Genomic DNA, 16,969 nt, shown 5'->3' on the forward strand with positions numbered 1-16,969 from the left:
CGACGTCTAGTACGACGGCTGGCTCGGGTCGATCTGGTCGACCCAGGCGACGACCCCGCCGCCGACGTGGACGGCGTCGGAGAAGCCCGCGCCCTTGGCGATCGCGAGCACCTCCGCGGAGCGGACGCCGGACTTGCAGTGGAAGACCAGCTGCTTGTCCTGCGGCAGCTTCTCCAGCGCCACGCCGGTCTGGAAGTCCGCCTTCGGGATCAGCACCGAGCCCGGGATCTTGTTGATCTCGTACTCGTTCGGCTCCCGGACGTCGATCAGGACGAAGTCCTTCTCGCCGTTGTCCTTGAGCTTGATCCACTCGCTGAGCTGCTTGACCGAGATCGTCGAGCCGGCGGCCGCGTCGGCCGCCTCCTCGGTGATCGCACCGCAGAAGCTCTCGTAGTCGATCAGCTCGGTGACGGTCGGGTTCTCGCCGCAGATGGCGCAGTTCGGGTCCTTGCGGACCTTCAGGGTGCGCCAGTTCAGGTCGAGCGCCTCGTAGATGTTCAGCCGGCCGAGCGACGGGTCGCCGATCCCGGTGAGCAGCTTGATCGCCTCGGTGACCTGCGCGGCGCCGACCGACGCGCAGAGCACGCCGAGCACGCCGCCCTCGGCGCAGGACGGGACCATGCCGGGCGGCGGGGGCTCCGGGTACAGGCACCGGTAGCACGGGCCGTTGTCGGCCCAGAAGACGCTGACCTGGCCGTCGAAGCGGAAGATCGAGCCCCACACGTACGGCTTGTGCAGCAGCACCGCGGCGTCGTTCACCAGGTACCGGGTGGCGAAGTTGTCGGTGCCGTCGACGATCAGGTCGTACGGCTCGAAGATCTCGAACACGTTGTCGTTGTCCAGCCGGGTCTCGTGCAGGACGACGTTCGTGTACGGGTTGACCTCGAGGATGGACTCCTTGGCGGACTGCGCCTTGGACTTGCCCACGTCGGACTGGCCGTGGATGACCTGACGCTGCAGGTTGGACTCGTCGACGGTGTCGAACTCGACGATGCCGAGCGTGCCGACACCGGCGGCGGCCAGGTACAGCAGCGCCGGGCTGCCGAGACCGCCGGCGCCGATCACCAGCACCTTGGCGTTCTTCAGCCGCTTCTGCCCGGCCATCCCGACCTCGGGGATGATCAGGTGCCGCGAATACCGCCGCACCTCGTCAATCGTCAGCTCGTCGGCCGGTTCGACCAGCGGTGGCAGTGACACGTTGTCGGCTCCTCAGGAAGACGTCGGACGGGATCTCCGGTTTTCAACCATCTCTCCCACCTCCATGTTCCCGCACTCTCCCAAGCACCCCCGTCCGGGTCCACATCCCGGTACGCGCGTCTCAGTCGTTGTCGGTGATCGTGGCGGTCAGGGATGCCGGGATCTTGAGGACGGCGCCGTCGACCTGCTGGATCACCGCGGTGAAGGTTTCCTGCGGTTCCTTGAGCTTGTCGTCGAGGATCTTGACCTGGAGGTCGCCGGTGGTCTTGCCGGGCTCGATGTACCCGTCGATCGTCCGGTCCGCGGGGCCGGTGCCGTCGTCGTTGACGCCGGTGTAGTCCTTGCGGATGACCGCCGTGCCGTCCTTCAGGACGCCGGAGAAGCTGACGTACTTGTCGCTCGGCGCGGACAGCTTCACTCCGAAGCTCACCACGCCGGCCTTCTCGGGCGTCTTCAGGTTCGTCAGGGTCAGTGTCGGCGTCGGGTCGTCGTCCATGACCAGACCATGACCGAAAGACTCGTCCAGCAGCGCGTCGTGCGGCGCCGACAGCACCAGATTGAACGGCAGGTCGTAGCTGTCTCGGGTGTTCGCCTTGATCGGCGCAGTCACCTTTTGGCGCATCTGGCCGGGCTTGAACACCAGGTGCTGCGCCACGTCCCCGACCGATTCGCCGAGCTCGCCGTTGGTCTCGACGTACACGCTGACCGGCCGGATGCTCGGCCGCGACAGGCGGACCCAGAAGTCCACCGTGTGCGTGCCCTTGTCCCCCTCCTTCACCGTGACGCTGGAGGCGGACAGCTTCGGCAGCAGCACTGCCGGCGCCGAGAAGCCGAGTCCGGGCGACGAGAAGCCCAGGTCACTCACGTACGCCGACCCGCTGGCGACCCTGTCCGTCCGCAGCTCCACAGCACGTACGTCGCGCAGGTCCACGCCCTTCAGCGACGACACGGGGATGCGGACCGTCCGCAGCAGGTTCTTCGGCAGGCCGACCTCGTTGTTCCCCGGCATCCGCACCAGCGCGTCACTGACCGCGGACACCGGTACCACGGCCGCCCGTCCGTGTCCGTCGACCACACGGACGCTCAGGTCGGTCTTGGGCGCACCGGACGGGTCAGGCGCGGCACGGAACGTCAGGGCCGCAAACCGCCGTACGTCGCGGTGCCCAGCCGGTACGTCGACGCGCAGCACGCCGTTCGTACTTGTCCACTTCAGCTTGGTGACCGCGGTGGTCGGTGTCTTCGCGGCGAACCACGCTGTGTCCCAGTGCGGCGCGTTGCCCCAGTCCTCGGTGTCCATGCACGTCGGAGTACTCGCCCGCAGGTTCGTAGCGGTCACACCGGCGCACACGGTCGCCGACAGCTTGCCGCTGACCGCTCCCGCCGGCAGTGGCTTGTCGAAGTGGTTCAGGTCCCGCCGTGACCTCAGCGGCGCCTGCGACACCACTCGTACGACGGCCTTCCCGGCAGACGCCGCCCGCGAGTCCGAGCCGTCGAACTGCGGCAGGAACTGCGTCTCGCGCCCCAACTGCAGGCGGAAGAACCCCGCGACGTACGCCGTGCCGACGGCCTGCTGCTCCTTCGCGGTCAACCGGCCGGCGTACTTGGCTCCGCACGGCGACGCCTTCTCGTCACCGAACCAGTCGTCGTTCGACGGAGCGACCGACTGGCCAGGGGTCCACTCGGTGTTGAAGAAGTTGTGGTTGGCGCCCAGCACCGTCACGGTGGAGCGCGGTGCGGTGTCGCCGCCGACCGAGTATCGGGTGTCGTCGTAGAACTTCTGGCCCTGCAGGTCGGACACGTCGCCGTCGCAGTACGGCAGTACGACGCTCATCGCGACACCCGGCACCGTGGCGCGCGCGAAATCCGTGGGAGCCAGCGGCAGTACCGCGCGGATCCCGTACGGCCCGCCGCGGTCAGCGTTCAGCACGGCCGCCCGCGCCACGCCCTCGCCGCCCCGCGAGTGCCCCATCAGGCCCACGTTCTGGAGGTCGATCTTCCCGACGAAGCGGGTGCCGAACGGGCCACCGCCGATCGTCGACCACTTCCGCCACAGTGCGAGGTGGTCCAGGATCAGCTCGGCCCGCGCCTGCGCGCCCGCGTCGTACGCGTCGCTGTCCCAGCCGTTGATCGCGTTGGCGCTGATCGACACCACTTGGTACCCATTGCTGGCCAGCGCGGTCGCCGGGCCGTCGTACCCCCGGAAGCTGGGGATGGGCTTCATCCCCGGCGGGCACGGCCACGGCTTCTCGTCGTCGGACGGGTGGGTGGGCTCGCCATAACAGACCTCGTGCCGGCCGTGCAGGAAGACCACCAGCGGCCGCGGTCCTACCGCACCACGTGGTGAGTACACCTTCCCGCGCAGCTCCGCTCGGTGCTTGAGGCCCGGCAGGTAGACGGCCTCCTCACCCAGGTCATACTCCGCGGTGTCGACCTTGTACTTGCCGGGTGCACCGGGGTCCGACGGCAGCAGCGGGCCGCGCCGCGCCTTCAGCCAGTCGGCATCAGTCGGTCCGGCCGGGTTGACAGCCCGGCTCTTGCCGGACTCCTTCCCCAGGTCCCCGGACCAGACCAGGCGTACGTCGCGCGCCTTCAGTACGGCCGGGTCCGTGCTGATCAGGGTCAGCGTTCTGCGGTCCGGCGACTGCTTGGCGACACCGAGCGGTTTGCCGTCGACCTCCAGCCGCGGAAGGGACGCACGCATCGGCGCGGGCTCGTCGAGACGAAGGGTCAGCTGGAATCCGTTGGCGAGCGGCCGCACGTCCCAGTGGTTGCTTTGAGCAACTACTGGCGGTGCGGCGGTCGCGGTCAGCGGCCCCACACCGAGCAGTACGGCGATTCCCAACGACAGATTTCGGGCGGTTCTGCCATTCACGCGCCCAAGTTGACCTGACCCTCCGCTCAGTCGTGTCTCAGCCGGGCGTCGGATTCGACTCGATCAGCCGATCAACTGACGGAACGCCCGCGCCACCTGATCCGGATGTTCCATCTGCGCGACATGTCCGGACCGCGGCAGGTACAGCGTGCGCGCGTCCGGGAACGTGCGCTGGGCCTTGGTCCGGATCCGCGCGTCGACCAGGCGGTCCTTGCCGCCGTAGATCAGCAGCACCGGGCACTGCACCGTCGCTGCGTCCGCCCAGAGCGACCGCCGCGGTGGGGCCAGCGAGGACCGCAGGATGCTGCGCGCACCATCGACTGTGGCCTGCTGGGCCCAAGGGTCGGTGTCGCGACGGTGCAGCTCCTCCTCGTACGCCGCCCGCACCTCTGGATCCAGCCCTCGTGGATCACCGAACACCATCGCGAGCGACGCCTGGAAGCGCCGGTCGAACGGCATCCGCCTCGTCCGCTCCAGGACGGCCGGACCGAGCCGGGGAGTTGCCAGCGCCGTGAACCACAGGGCACTGGCCGACACCCGCGGATGCGGCAGGGCCGGCGACACGAGCGTCAGCGATGCGACCAGGTCCGGCCGCTGCGCCGCCAGAGCCACCGAGGCGGCCCCGCCCATCGAGTTCCCGAAGACATGCGCCGGGCCCGCGTACTCCCGCTCCAGGAGCTGGGCGAGCAGGTCGGCCTGCTCGGAGATCCCGGTCACGCCGGACAGCGGCGTACGCCCGTGACCGGGGAGATCGGGCGCAATGCCGCGGACCGAGTCGTTCAGGAGCAGCCCGAGGGCTGTCCAGTTCAGCGACGACCCGCCGAGGCCGTGCACGAACAGGGCCGGCGGCAGGTCCGTCGCCGCACCGGGCAGGTCCCTGACCGCCACATCCACGCCGGAGACCGGGACCCGCCGCACCGGCCAGTCCCGGACCGCCAGCGGCGACCCGTCTCCGGTTACTGGTCCGTAACTATCCACAGCACCCATGTTAGGCCGCTCCGCTGATGGAGACTGGGACGTATGGCGGGTGCGCAGCAGCAGCTGACGACCGAGGTGGACGGGCAGACGATGAAGCTCACCAACCTCGGCAAGGTCCTGTATCCACGGACCGGGTTCACCAAGGCCGAGGTGATCGACTACTACCACCAGGTGGCGACGCTGCTCCTCCCCCACCTGTCCGACCGGCCGCTGACCCGCAAGCGCTGGCCGGACGGCACCGAGGCGGCGTACTTCTTCGAGAAGAACGCTCCCCGCGGTACGCCGGCCTGGGTGCGGACCGAGACGCTGCCGACGCCCGGCAGCTCCACCGGACGCGACGAGATGAGCTTCGTGGTGTGCGACGACGTACAGACCGTGGTGTGGCTGGCCAATCTGGCCGCACTGGAGCTGCACGTGCCGCAGTGGCGGATCGGGCTGTCCGACCAGGGCAAGGACCCGCGGGCGGACCTGATCGTGTTCGACCTCGACCCCGGGCCGGGAGCGACGATCGTCGAGTGCTGCGACGTGGCGCTGGGGCTGCGGGAACTGCTCGGCCACTTCGGTCTGGAAGGCTGGCCGAAGACATCCGGGAACAAGGGCATGCACCTGTACGTACCGATCGAGCCCGCGCCGTCCAAGCAGACCAGTGCGTTCGCCAAGCAGCTCGCCGAGCAGCTGGCGGAGGCGCTGCCGGAGAACGTCACCGCCAACATGACCAAGGCGCTACGGCCGAACAAGGTGTTCATCGACTGGAGTCAGAACGCCAGCGCCAAGACCACGCTGGCGCCGTACTCGCTGCGCGGCTCCGACGAGCCGCGGGTGTCGACACCGATCGACTGGGACGAGGTGGCGTCCGCGACCTCCCCCGAGGACCTCCGGTTCCTGCCGCACGACGTACTCGCCCGGATCGAGGAGTACGGCGACGTACTCGAAGGGCTGTACGACGACCCCAAGCCGCTACCGGCCTAGATGAGAGGAGCGCGAGCCAGATGACCAGTGGACCCGATTACGAGGGCCCGGGCGACGACAACCTGCCGACCGAGGCCTCCGAGGCGGACGTGCTCGAGCAGCGCCTGGCCTCGACCGTGGTGGACGACCGGTCCGAGGAGTCCGGACTCCCGAGCGAGGCGGACCCGGCGGATGTGGAGGAGCAGCGCCGCGAGGTGGGCGACGCCGACGAGGACGACTACCGCTGACCGCCGTACCCTGCCGCGGACCGCAGTACCACGATGGAACGGTCCGTGGCGGGTTGGTCGGCGGGGAAGCTACTGACGGGAAGGACTGCTGGGTAGGATTCGTGGAACGACCCGGTGCCGGACGAAGCCGGCCGCCGGAGAGCACCACCGAAGGAGCCGACCGTGTCGACGACACCGGAGACCGCACCCAAGCGTGGCAGCCGCCTGCCCCGGCTGGCTCGCCGCGCCCAACTGCTCGAGGCGGCCCAGGAGGTCTTCGTCGCGAACGGGTACCACGCCGCCGCGATGGACGACATCGCCGACCGCGCGGGCGTGTCCAAGCCGGTCCTGTACCAGCACTTCCCCGGGAAGCTGGAGCTGTACCTGGCGCTGCTGGACAGCTCCTGCGACGCGATCGTGGCGTCGGTGCAGGACGCGCTGAAGTCGACCGAGGACAACAAGCTCCGGGTCGCGGCCACGATGCACGCGTTCTACGACTACGTGGCGAACGCGCAGGGCGCCTTCCGGCTGGTGTTCGAGTCGGACCTGACCAACGAGCCGGCCGTCCGCGAGCGCGTCGACCGGGTCACGCACGCGTGCGCCGAGGCGGTCTCCGAGGTGATCAGCGCCGATGCCGGCCTCAGCCGTGAGCAGTCGATGGTGCTGGCCGTCAGCCTGGTCGGCATGGCCCAGGTCAGCGCCCGGTACTGGCTCGGCGCCGGCGACCCGTCGTTCCCGCAGCAGCAGGCCGCCGACCTGGTCGCCTCCCTCGCGTGGCGGGGTATCCGGGGCTTCCCGCGCACCGACGGCTGACGGTTCTGCTCTCGGCGGACGGGTGCGGGCCCGGCAGAACGACCGGATAGGCTCGAAGTGTCATCGGCGAGAGTCGCCGGTCGAACGTGCCCGGAGGGTTTCGTGGAGGTCAAGATCGGCGTGCAGCACGCCAATCGGGAATTGGTTCTGGAGAGCGAGCAGACTCCGGAAGAGGTCCAGGCACTGGTCGCCGCGGCGCTCACCGGCAAGTCCGGTCTGCTCGAGCTGACCGACGAGAAGGGCCGCCGGGTGCTGATCCCGGCCGACCGGCTCGCCTACGTCGAGATCGGCGAGGTGTCGACCCGCAAGGTCGGATTCGGCGCGATCTGATCGCGTTCCGGACACAGTCGCGCGTGTCCCGGTTGCGGAAAGCCACCGAGAGGGCACGATGACGGTGAGACCTGCGCTCAGGTGGTCTGGTTTGTCACGGGGCACCGGACCGGCGCAGGTTCACCATCCCTCACTAGGAGGACACCGTGTACTGGGTCTGGATGATCATCGTCAGTCTCATCGCGGGCATCATCTTCGGGCCGCTGGCCCGGCTGGTGCTCCCCGGCAAGCAGAACATCAGCCTCGGCTGGACCATCCTCGGCGGCGGCATCGGCGCCTTCATCGGCGGTCTGATCGCGAAGCTCCTCGGTGTCAAGGACACCCCCGGCCCGGACTGGACCCAGTACCTGATCCAGATCATCTGCGCCGCGATCGTGGTCGCGATCATCTCCGCAAGGAACAGCAAGACCAAAGCCGCCTGACGCAGGCACAACCAAACGGCCGCCACCCCCGCGGGGGAAGGCGGCCGTTGCCCTTGTCCGGAGAGATCAGGCCTGCAGGCCCAGGGCGGTCATGCGGGCGGTGTGGGCCTCGGTGAGCCGGGTGAACATCCGGCCGATCGCGGCCAGGTCCAGGCCCGGACGGTCCACGCTGCCGGCCAGCAGGGCGGCCAGCGAATCCCGGTCGGCGGCGATGCGCTGCGCCTGACTGAGCGCCTCGCCCACCAGGCGGCGGCCCCACAGCGCCAGCCGCCCGCCGAGCTTCGGGTCCTCGTCGATCGCGGCCCGCACCCGATCCACCACGAACCCGGCCTGACCGGAGTCGGCGAACACCTCCAGCACCAGCGCCCGCGTCTCCGCGTCCACGAACGACGCGATCTCCCGGTAGAAGTCGTTGGCCAGCCCGTCCCCGACGTACGCCTTGACCAGGCCCTCGAGCCAGTCGGACGGCGCGGTGTGGTCGTGGAACGCGTCCAGCGGCGTGACGAACGGCCGCATCGCGTCCATCGGGTCCACGCCGAGCTGGACGAGCCGGTCCCGGAGCCGCTGGAAATGCCCGAACTCGGTGGTCGCCAGCGCCGCCAGCTCCGCCTTGTCGTCCAGGGTCGGGGCCAGTTTGGCGTCCTCGGCCATCCGCTCGAACGCGGTCAGCTCGCCGTACGCGAGCACTCCCAGCAGGTCCACCGCCGCGGCCCGGTAGGCGGGGTCGTCAAAGGCCGTCTGCTCCATGCCCGGCACCCTATCGGGCCGCGCACGGGAGTGGCGCATGCCACACGAAGCGGCGTTGACAGCCGCTGCGGTTACACTGGTGGGCGATTCGCCGGTGACGCGCCCAGATGGGCAAGCTGGTGCGAGGTGCTTGCACAGTGTCCCCGCGCCTCACGATCGGGGCTAGAAGGCCCCAGGCGCCCGGCCACTGAGCATCTGTCCGCACCAAGCATGTGAGAGGCGATCAGCCTGACCACCTTCCGAGAGCTCGGGGTGCTGCCCGAGATCTGTGACGCGCTCGACCGCGTCGACATCGTCGAACCCTTCCCGATCCAGGAGATGACCCTCCCGGTGGCCCTGATGGGCACCGATCTGATCGGGCAGGCCCGTACCGGCACCGGCAAGACGCTCGGCTTCGGCATCCCGTTGCTGCAGCGCACGATCGCGCCGCACGAGGCCGACTACGCCGAACTGGTCGCGCCCGGCAAGCCGCAGGCGCTCGTCGTCACCCCGACCCGGGAACTGACCATCCAGGTCGCCAAGGACCTCCAGACCGCCTCCACCGTCCGCACCGTGCGGATCCTGACCATCTACGGCGGCGTCGCGTACGAACCGCAGCTCGACGCGCTGAAGACCGGCGTCGACGTCGTCGTCGGTACGCCGGGACGCCTGCTGGACCTGGCGAACCGGGGCGTTCTCGACCTCGGCCACATCAAGGTCCTGGTCCTGGACGAGGCCGACGAGATGCTCGACCTCGGCTTCCTGCCCGACGTCGAGCGGATCCTGCGCAAGACGCCCGAGCTGCGCCAGACCATGTTGTTCTCGGCAACCATGCCGTCGGCCGTGATCGGCCTCGCCCGCACCCACATGCGGCACCCGCTGAACATCCGGGCCGAGTCGCACGAGGACACCCAGATGGTGCCGACCACGGCACAGTTCGTCTACCGGGCGCACGATCTGGACAAGCCCGAGGTGGTGGCCCGGATCCTGCAGGCCGAGGACCGCGGCCGCGTGATGATCTTCTGCCGGACCAAGCGCGAGGCGTCCCGGCTGACCGACGACCTGCAGGACCGCGGGTTCAAGGCGGCCGCGATCCACGGCGACCTGAACCAGCAGGCCCGCGAGCGGGCGCTGACCCGGTTCCGCGGCGACAAGATCGACGTCCTGGTCTGCACCGACGTCGCCGCCCGCGGTATCGACGTCGAGGGCGTCACGCACGTCATCAACAACACCTGCCCGGAGGACGAGAAGACCTACATCCACCGGATCGGGCGGACCGGGCGCGCGGGGGCCAGCGGCATCGCCGTGACCTTCGTGGACTGGCCGGACGTGACCCGGTGGAAGGTGATCAACAAGGCGCTCGACCTGCCGTACGACGAGCCGCAGGAGATCTACTCCACGTCGCCGGAGCTGTTCCACGACCTCGGGATCCCGTCGGAGGCGAAGGGCCGGATCCGTCCGGTGCGCGCGCCGCAGGAGGCCCGCGAGGCGCGGGAGGACCGGCCGCGCGGTCGCCGCGACGAAGGCCGTTCCGACGGCGAGCGGCCGGGCCGCAAGCGGAACCGGACCCGGAAGCGCACGCGGGCCGGCCAGCCGCTCGAGGAGCGCGCCGACGTCACCACGAAGACCGACGTACCGGTGTCGACCGAGACGGTCGCCGAGGAGGCACCCGCCCGGAAGGCGCGCAAGCGCACGCGCACCCGGAAGACCGCAGAGGCCCCCACGGCCGAGGCGGTCGTAGCCGAGGTCGAGGTCGCCGAGGCGAAGGCGGACGAGCCGGCAGCCGACGAGAAGCCGGCCAAGCGCACGCGCACCCGCAAGACGGCACAGGCGCCCGAGGCGGCTGCCGAGGCACAGGCCGAGGTGGTCGCGGACGAGCAGCCGGTGAAGCGCACGCGGACCCGGAAGGCGGCGCAGGCACCAGAGCCGGCAGCCGAGGCACAGGCCGAAGTGGTCGCGGACGAGCAGCCCGCCAAACGCACGCGGACCCGCAAGACCGCGCAGGCGCCTGAGGCTGCCGAGGCACAGGCCGAGGTCGTCGCGAACGAGCAGCCCGCCAAACGCACGCGCACCCGGAAGGCAGCGCAGGCACCCGAGGCGCAGGCCGAGGTGGTCGCGGACGAGCAGCCGGTGAAGCGCACGCGGACCCGGAAGGCGGCTGCGGCTGAACCGGCTGCTGCGGAAGCGGCGGCGGACGCGAAGCCGGTGAAGCGGGCGCGAACGCGTAAGACGGCTGACGCGCCGGAGGCCGCTGCCGAGGTGGCTGCGGCTGCGGAGGACAAGCCGGTCAAGCGCACTCGCACCCGCAAGACCGCGCAGGCGCCGGCGGCCGAGGCGAAGGCCGAGCAGCCGGCCGGCGACGGCGAGAAGCCTGTGAAGCGCACGCGGACCCGGAAGGCCGCTGCTAGCGCGGCGGAGGAGCCGGCTGCGGACGAGAAGCCGGTGAAGCGGGCGCGGAAGGCGGCGACGACGCCGATCTTCAGTGCGCCGGAGTGACCGTTTCCGAATGGTGATCTGACGCTGCAACACCCAGCCCCGCGTGGGCCGTCCTAGGACGGTAATCACGAGAGAGGGGCTGGGTGATGAGGCGGATCAGGGCGGTGACGGCCGTGATGGCTGTCGTGGGGGTCGTGGTGCTGGCCGGTTGTAGTGCCAGTGGCAACGACAGCAACTCGGCCGGCGACTCCGCGGCCGCGCCGAGGCAGAGCTCCGGCGAGGCGGCGGGCAACGCGAAACCGCAGGCGCCGGCCGCCGGCAAGTCGGACTCGTCCGGTGGCGGCGGCAAGGACGAGCCGACGATCACGCGGGCGATCATCAAGAGCGGCTCGCTGGCCGTCGAGGGTGAGGACGTCTCCGCCCTGCGGCAGAAGGCGGTCGCCGCGATCACCGGCCTCGGCGGTCAGGTGGCCGCCGAGGACACCATGAGCGACCCCGACGGCCGCATCAACCGGTCGAACCTGGTCCTGAAGGTGCCGACCAAGTCGTTCGAGACCGCGATCCAGCGGCTGTCCGACCTCGGGAAGCGCCTGCAGATCCACCAGGAGTCGACCGACGTCACCGAGCAGGTCGTCGACGTCGCCAGCCGGATCGAGTCGCAGCGCGCCAGCCTGGACCGGACCCGCGCGCTGATGACGAAGGCGAACACGATCGGCGAGATCGTCTCGGTCGAGAGTGAGCTGACCCGCCGCGAGTCGGACCTGGAGTCGCTGCTGGCCAAGCAGAAGAACCTGGCCCTGCAGACCGACCTCGCGACGCTCACACTGACGCTGACCGAGAAGGGCAAGCCGCCGGTGCAGACCGTCGAGGAGCCGGACAAAGGTTTCGTGGCGGGCCTGAAGGGCGGCTGGCACGCGTTCACCGCGGTGTTCTCCGCGATCGCGACCGCCGTCGGCGCGCTGCTGCCGTTCCTGGTGCTGCTCGCGATCGTCCTCGTACCGCTGTGGCTCTTCCGGAACAAGCTGCGCCGCCAGCCGGCCCCGCTACCCCCGCCGGCGCCGAACAACGGTCAGTGAAGTAGTGCGCCGGCCAACGCCCGGTAGGCCTTCGCGCCGGGCGAGGCCGGCGCCGTACTGAGCACGGTGTCGCCGATCGCCGGCGCCTCCGCGAACCGGATCGACTTCGGGATCGCCGGCTGCAGCACGTCCAGCGAGTACGTGTCCGCGATCGTCTCGAGGACCGTCCGGGCATGCCTCGTACGGCCGTCGTACAGCGTCGGCAGCACGCCGAGCACCCGCAGACCCGGGTTCGTCAGCCGCTGGACGTCGTTCACGGTGTCGAGTAGTTGCCCAACGCCACGATGCGCCAACGTCTCGCACTGCAAGGGGATCAGCACGTCGGACGCCGCGGACAGGCCGTTCACGGTGAGCAGCCCGAGGGTCGGCGGGCAGTCGACGATGATCCAGTCGTACGACGTACGCAGCGGGCGCAGCGCGGTCCGCAGGACCTGCTCCGGACCGCTCTCCCGGGCCAGTTGGACGTCCGCGGTGGCGAGCGCGATCGTGGCGGGCAGCAGGTCCGGGGCGTCGTCGGACTCGATCAGTACGTCGCGTGCGCGCACGCCGCCGAGCAGCACGTGGTGGATCGACTGGTCCAGGTCCTCGGGATCGATACCAACCGAGAACGTCAGGCAGGCCTGGGGGTCGAGATCGACCAGCAGCACCCGTTGGCCGAGCTCGGCCAGGGCTGCGCCGAGGGTGGCCACCGTGGTCGTCTTGGCCACGCCGCCCTTCTGATTGGCGACCGCGAGAGTGCGAGGCACCCGGCCATTGTGCCGTACGGCGGACCGCGGGCCCACACCGACCGACCTGTTGACTTCAAGGCCACTTGAGCTCCGAGCATGCTGGACATGACCGGAACGAGCATCTGCCCCGATCCCCCGACCCCCGACTGCGACGACCAGCCGGCGGTACCGGCCCGGGCCGGGCGGCGGGAGTGGCTGGGACTGGCCGTTCTGGCGCTGCCGACCGTCCTGATCGGCCTCGACGGGACCGCGCTGCACCTCGCGGCTCCGGCGCTGAGTGCCAACCTCGCCCCCAGCTCGTCGCAGCTGCTGTGGATCGTCGACGTGTACGGCTTCGTGGTGGCCGGGCTGCTCGTGACCATGGGGACGGTCGGCGACCGGATCGGGCGCCGCCGCCTGCTGATGATCGGTGCGGCGGGCTTCCTCGTCGCCTCGCTGCTGGCGGCGTTCGCGACCAGCGCGGAGCTGCTGATCACCGCGCGGGCCCTGCTCGGCCTGGCCGGGGCGACCCTGATGCCGTCGACGTTGTCGCTGCTCAGCAACATGTTCCGCGATCCCGGCCAGCGCCGGCTGGCGATCGCGATCTGGATGACGAACTTCATGATCGGCGGCATGGCCGGTCCGCTCATCGGCGGCGTCCTCCTCGACCATTTCTGGTGGGGATCGGTGTTCCTGATCGGCATCCCGCCGCTGGTGCTGCTGCTCGTCGTCGGGCCGCTGCTGCTCCCCGAGTACCGCAACGAGCGCGCGGGCCGGATCGACCTGCTCAGCGTCGTTCTGTCGGTCGCGGCGATCCTCTCGGTGGTCTACGCCGTCAAGGAGACCGCGAAGGGCGGCCTGCACCCGGGCACTCTGGCTGTCGCGGTGGTCGGTGTGGGACTCGGCTGGTGGTTCGTCCGCCGCCAGCTCGGACTGTCCGAGCCGCTCCTCGATCTGCACTTGTTCCGCCGGTCCGCGTTCAGCGCCTCGCTCGGTGCGCAGACCTTCGGGCTGTACGTGCTGGCCGCGATGCAGTTCCTCGCCGTGCAGTACTTCCAACTCGTGCTCGGGATGAGCCCGTTCGAGGCCGGTCTCTGGATGCTGCCCACGACGGTCGCGGGCATCGCAGGCACGCTCGCAGGTCCGTATGTGATCCGTCTATTCCGGCCCGGCACCGCCATGACCGTCGGCTTCCTCGTCGCGGCGCCCGGGCTCGCACTGATGGCTGCCGCGACCGGGCGCTGGCCGGTCGTCATCGGGCTGAGTCTCGCCGGTCTGGGTATCCAGCTGGTGCTGGCGCTCACGTACGACGTCGTCATCAGCAGCGCACCGCCGGAGCGAGCCGGTGTGGCGTCCGGGATGGGCGAGACTGGCACTGAGCTCGGGATCGCGCTCGGCATCGCCATCGCCGGCAGCATCGTCACAGCGGTCTACCGCGCCGGGGTCTCGGTGCCGGCCGGCGCACCGGACTCCGTACGCGACACTCTGGGCAGTGCCGTGGTCGAGGCTGAGCAGCTGCCCGCACCGCTCGCCCAGCAGCTGCTCACGACGGCGCGGGACGCGTACACCAACGGCGTACAGCTGGCGGCTGTGATGAGTGTCGTGATGGTTCTGATCCTTGCCGCGACCACGGCCAAGCTGGTTCGGACCAGGTGAGCGGTTAGTCTCTTTACTTGTGAGTACGCCGCGTACGCTGACGCTGCCCGACGGGGTGCGCCCCGAGACACTCGAGACCGACCGTGGCTCGTTCGCCACGCTGACCGCCGTACCCGACATCGGTACGCCGCTCGGCACGGTCCTGCTGGTGCCGGGCTGGACCGGCAGCAAAGAGGACTTCACACCGCTCGTCGACCACCTGTGCCGGTACGGGTGGCGGGCGGTGGCCGTCGACCAGCGTGGTCAGTACGAGACGCCGGGTCCGGCCGACGCGTCGGCGTACTCGCTGGCCGAGCTGGGCGCGGACGTGGTGGCTATGAGCAAGGCGCTCGGCGGGTACAGCCAGCTGGTCGGGCACTCGTTCGGCGGGCTGGTCGCGCGTGAGGCCGTGCTGACCGACCCGTCGGTGTTCTCAACGCTCAGCCTGCTCTGCTCGGGACCGGCCGCGTTCACCGACGAGGCGACGCTGCAGAGCCTGCAGATGCTCGCGTTCGGGCTCGCGAACCTGCCGATCGAGCAGGTGTACGACTTCAAGCTCGAGCACGACCGCAAGGCCCCTGGGTACGTCGTACCGGCCGACGACATCGTCGCGTTCCTGCGGAAGCGGTTCACCGGCAACGTACCGACCAGCCTGGCGGAGATCACCCGCCGGCTGACCGACGCCGAGGACAAGACCGATCAGCTCGCCAAGTCCGGCGTCCGCACGCAGGTGCTGCACGGCGAGACCGACGACGGCTGGCCGATCCCGGTCCAGGAGGCGATGGCCGAGCGCCTCGGTGTGCAGGCTGAGGTCATCCCCGGTGCCGGCCACTCACCGGCCATCGACCAGCCGGCCGCGACCGCCCGCCTCCTGGTGGACTTCTTCCACGACTACCCGGACCTGACCGCTACCACTACCTGACCGGCCGGACCGCCGGCTGGACGTCGAGCAGGTCGAGGCCGACAGGGGTCAGAGCGGCTTTCACCTGCTCGGTGTAGACCAGCAGCTGAACCGGCGCGGCTCCGCCGGTCATCCCGTCGGCGCCTCCGCTCATGTACACGCCGAGGTTCTGCTTGCTGAGGATGCCGTTCAGCGTCTCCCGGACCCGGTCGCTGTCGGCGTTGCTCATCAGGACCGGGGCCACGCACAGGTTGCCGCTGTACACCTTCTCGAACGCCGTACGGAACGCGGCGAGATCACCGTGCGCGACACCGACCATCATCACCACGGGGGCGTTGCGGGACGTGCCGTTCGGGTAGTAGGTGACCGGGCCGTAGGCCTGGGCGGCATGCGCGGCGAGGAACGTCTTCACCGCGGTCGACCAGATGTTGCTGGGCTTCGACGGCCAGCCGCCGGCCGGGGCCGCGCACGGCAGCTTCGGCAGACCGGCGTCGGCTGTGCGGATCGGCTCGGCCTGCTGCTGGACGTCGATCGAGCCGTCGCGCCAGATACCGGTGACGGACGCCTGGCCGGTCCGGACGCCCTTGATCGTGGTCACGCCCGGGATCCGGTCGACCTGCAGACCGTTGAGCTCGACCGCGAAGTCGGCCGGGCAGCTCGGCGCCGGCTCCTTCCCCGGCAGGTAGCCGATCGCGGTCTTCGGCAGCGGCGCACAGAAGACCGGGGCCTTGCCCGGTACGGCGATGATCTCGCCGCTCACCTGCACCTTGTCACCCGGCTTCACCAGCCACTTGTCGTTGCCCTGAGCAAACGCTTGCGGGGCGCCGGTTGCCGTCGCGGCGGGAGGTGCCGGGGTCTTCGGGTCCGGCAGTACGGAGAGGACGCCGGCCGCCACGACCGCGACACTGGCCGCCGCGAGCGCGGGCACCCAGCGCCGGTTCTTCCGGCCGCCGCTCAGCATGTACTCCAGGTCGGGCTCCGGCGGCGCCTCCTGGTCAGCCCGCCAGCGAGCGCCGGCCCGGGTCAGCAGGTCGTCGACTTCATCGGTCTGGTTCATTCGGTCACCTCCAGTAGGGTGCGGAGCCGGTTGCGCGCGTCGGACAGCGTGGACTTCACGGTGCCTTCGGAGCAGCCCATGACGGCCGCGGTCTCGGCAACGGACAGGTCGGCGAAGTAATAGCAGTCGACCGCGAGCCGTTGCCGCTCCGACAGCGACATGATCGCGTGGTCGACGTCCATCCGCGCATCGAGATCCGGCCGTGAAGCCACCGGCCCCGCGTCCTCGATCACGGTCAGCGAGGCTCCGGTGCGCATCCGGCGTACCGCTTTCCGGGCCTGATCCGCCGTGATCGCGAGCAGCCAGGCGGACGGCGTACCGCGACTGGCGTCGTACTGCCCCCGCTTGGCCCAGGCCCGCGCGAGCGCCTCCTGCACGATGTCGTCCCGGTCCGCCCCCACCGCAAGCCGCCCCGCCAGCCGGGCCATCGCCACCAGATGCGGCCGCACCCACGCCACAAACCCAGGCCCGTCTCCCGGCGGCTCTTGCACGCCCACCACCGGCTCACCCGTCATCGTCGGCATACCTTCTCTACCCCCGATCAGCCCACCCGGTTGGCTCCTACCCGAATCTCAACGACCCCACCACCCCAACGTCACCACCCCACCCCATTCCGTAACCCACCCGAGTTATCCACAGATCCG

General features: G+C 70.0%; 16 protein-coding genes. 9 read left to right on the plus strand and 7 right to left on the minus strand.

The window, feature by feature from the left end:
- Positions 1-6: 6 nt before the first annotated feature.
- The 3 genes from moeZ to ACWEOO_RS31050 form a co-directional block, all read right to left on the minus strand.
- Positions 7-1,197 carry an adenylyltransferase/sulfurtransferase MoeZ gene (gene moeZ, locus ACWEOO_RS31040; protein ID WP_359925808.1) on the minus strand — a complete coding sequence of 397 codons (1,191 nt, stop codon included), beginning with the start codon at positions 1,195-1,197 and terminating at the stop codon, positions 7-9.
- 121 nt (positions 1,198-1,318) lie between these two features.
- Positions 1,319-4,069: a Calx-beta domain-containing protein gene (locus ACWEOO_RS31045; RefSeq protein ID WP_452146063.1), complete on the minus strand. Its 2,751-nt coding sequence runs from the start codon at positions 4,067-4,069 to the stop codon at positions 1,319-1,321.
- Between the two features lie 63 nt (positions 4,070-4,132).
- Positions 4,133-5,047: an alpha/beta fold hydrolase gene (locus ACWEOO_RS31050; protein ID WP_452146064.1), complete on the minus strand. Its 915-nt coding sequence runs from the start codon at positions 5,045-5,047 to the stop codon at positions 4,133-4,135.
- A gap of 42 nt (positions 5,048-5,089) precedes the next feature.
- On the opposite strand from ACWEOO_RS31050, the gene ligD reads away from it, so the two are divergent.
- The 5 genes from ligD (at position 5,090) to ACWEOO_RS31075 (ending at position 7,787) form a co-directional block, all read left to right on the plus strand.
- The gene (ligD, locus tag ACWEOO_RS31055) at positions 5,090-6,016 is read left to right on the plus strand and encodes a non-homologous end-joining DNA ligase (RefSeq protein WP_359925816.1); all 927 of its coding nucleotides are present in this window, start codon (positions 5,090-5,092) and stop codon (positions 6,014-6,016) included.
- Between the two features lie 20 nt (positions 6,017-6,036).
- A complete protein-coding gene (locus tag ACWEOO_RS31060) occupies positions 6,037-6,243 on the plus strand; it encodes a hypothetical protein (protein ID WP_359925819.1) in 207 nt (68 codons plus the stop codon).
- A 162-nt stretch (positions 6,244-6,405) separates the two neighbouring features.
- Entirely contained in the window at positions 6,406-7,035 is a 630-nt protein-coding gene (locus ACWEOO_RS31065; protein WP_359925822.1) for a TetR/AcrR family transcriptional regulator, read from the plus strand.
- 102 nt (positions 7,036-7,137) lie between these two features.
- Positions 7,138-7,365 (plus strand): DUF3107 domain-containing protein, encoded by a 228-nt coding sequence (locus ACWEOO_RS31070; RefSeq protein WP_359925825.1) that lies wholly within the window; start codon positions 7,138-7,140, stop codon positions 7,363-7,365.
- A gap of 146 nt (positions 7,366-7,511) precedes the next feature.
- Positions 7,512-7,787 (plus strand): GlsB/YeaQ/YmgE family stress response membrane protein, encoded by a 276-nt coding sequence (locus tag ACWEOO_RS31075; RefSeq protein WP_452146065.1) that lies wholly within the window; start codon positions 7,512-7,514, stop codon positions 7,785-7,787.
- A gap of 66 nt (positions 7,788-7,853) precedes the next feature.
- Here the strand turns inward: ACWEOO_RS31075 and ACWEOO_RS31080 are convergent, their stop codons facing one another.
- The gene (locus tag ACWEOO_RS31080; protein WP_452146066.1) at positions 7,854-8,534 is read right to left on the minus strand and encodes a ferritin-like fold-containing protein; all 681 of its coding nucleotides are present in this window, start codon (positions 8,532-8,534) and stop codon (positions 7,854-7,856) included.
- Between the two features lie 252 nt (positions 8,535-8,786).
- Here ACWEOO_RS31080 and ACWEOO_RS31085 point away from each other — a divergent pair, with 252 nt between their 5' ends.
- Together ACWEOO_RS31085 and ACWEOO_RS31090 are read left to right on the plus strand one after the other, a co-directional pair.
- Complete coding sequence (locus ACWEOO_RS31085; protein ID WP_452146067.1) at positions 8,787-11,009, plus strand: DEAD/DEAH box helicase; 2,223 nt, start codon at positions 8,787-8,789, stop codon at positions 11,007-11,009.
- Between the two features lie 86 nt (positions 11,010-11,095).
- On the plus strand, positions 11,096-12,025 hold the full coding sequence (locus tag ACWEOO_RS31090; RefSeq protein ID WP_452146068.1) for a DUF4349 domain-containing protein: 930 nt from the start codon (positions 11,096-11,098) through the stop codon (positions 12,023-12,025).
- Here the strand turns inward: ACWEOO_RS31090 and ACWEOO_RS31095 are convergent.
- Positions 12,019-12,771, minus strand: coding sequence for a ParA family protein (locus ACWEOO_RS31095; protein WP_363717166.1), 753 nt, complete (start codon positions 12,769-12,771; stop codon positions 12,019-12,021). The genes ACWEOO_RS31090 and ACWEOO_RS31095 overlap by 7 nt on opposite strands.
- An 87-nt stretch (positions 12,772-12,858) precedes the next feature.
- Here ACWEOO_RS31095 and ACWEOO_RS31100 point away from each other — a divergent pair, with 87 nt between their 5' ends.
- Both ACWEOO_RS31100 and ACWEOO_RS31105 read left to right on the plus strand, forming a co-directional pair.
- Positions 12,859-14,388, plus strand: a complete 1,530-nt coding sequence (locus tag ACWEOO_RS31100) for an MFS transporter (protein WP_452146069.1) — start codon at positions 12,859-12,861, stop codon at positions 14,386-14,388.
- A gap of 19 nt (positions 14,389-14,407) precedes the next feature.
- Complete coding sequence (locus ACWEOO_RS31105; protein ID WP_355700235.1) at positions 14,408-15,289, plus strand: alpha/beta fold hydrolase; 882 nt, start codon at positions 14,408-14,410, stop codon at positions 15,287-15,289.
- Here the strand turns inward: ACWEOO_RS31105 and ACWEOO_RS31110 are convergent.
- Together ACWEOO_RS31110 and ACWEOO_RS31115 are read right to left on the minus strand one after the other, a co-directional pair.
- Positions 15,282-16,325 (minus strand): hypothetical protein, encoded by a 1,044-nt coding sequence (locus ACWEOO_RS31110; protein WP_452146070.1) that lies wholly within the window; start codon positions 16,323-16,325, stop codon positions 15,282-15,284. The genes ACWEOO_RS31105 and ACWEOO_RS31110 overlap by 8 nt on opposite strands.
- Positions 16,322-16,849, minus strand: coding sequence for an RNA polymerase sigma factor (locus tag ACWEOO_RS31115; RefSeq protein WP_359925848.1), 528 nt, complete (start codon positions 16,847-16,849; stop codon positions 16,322-16,324). The genes ACWEOO_RS31110 and ACWEOO_RS31115 overlap by 4 nt, the downstream gene beginning before the upstream one ends.
- Between the last annotated feature and the right edge of the window lie 120 nt (positions 16,850-16,969).

This window comes from Kribbella sp. NPDC004138, from assembly GCF_053603655.1.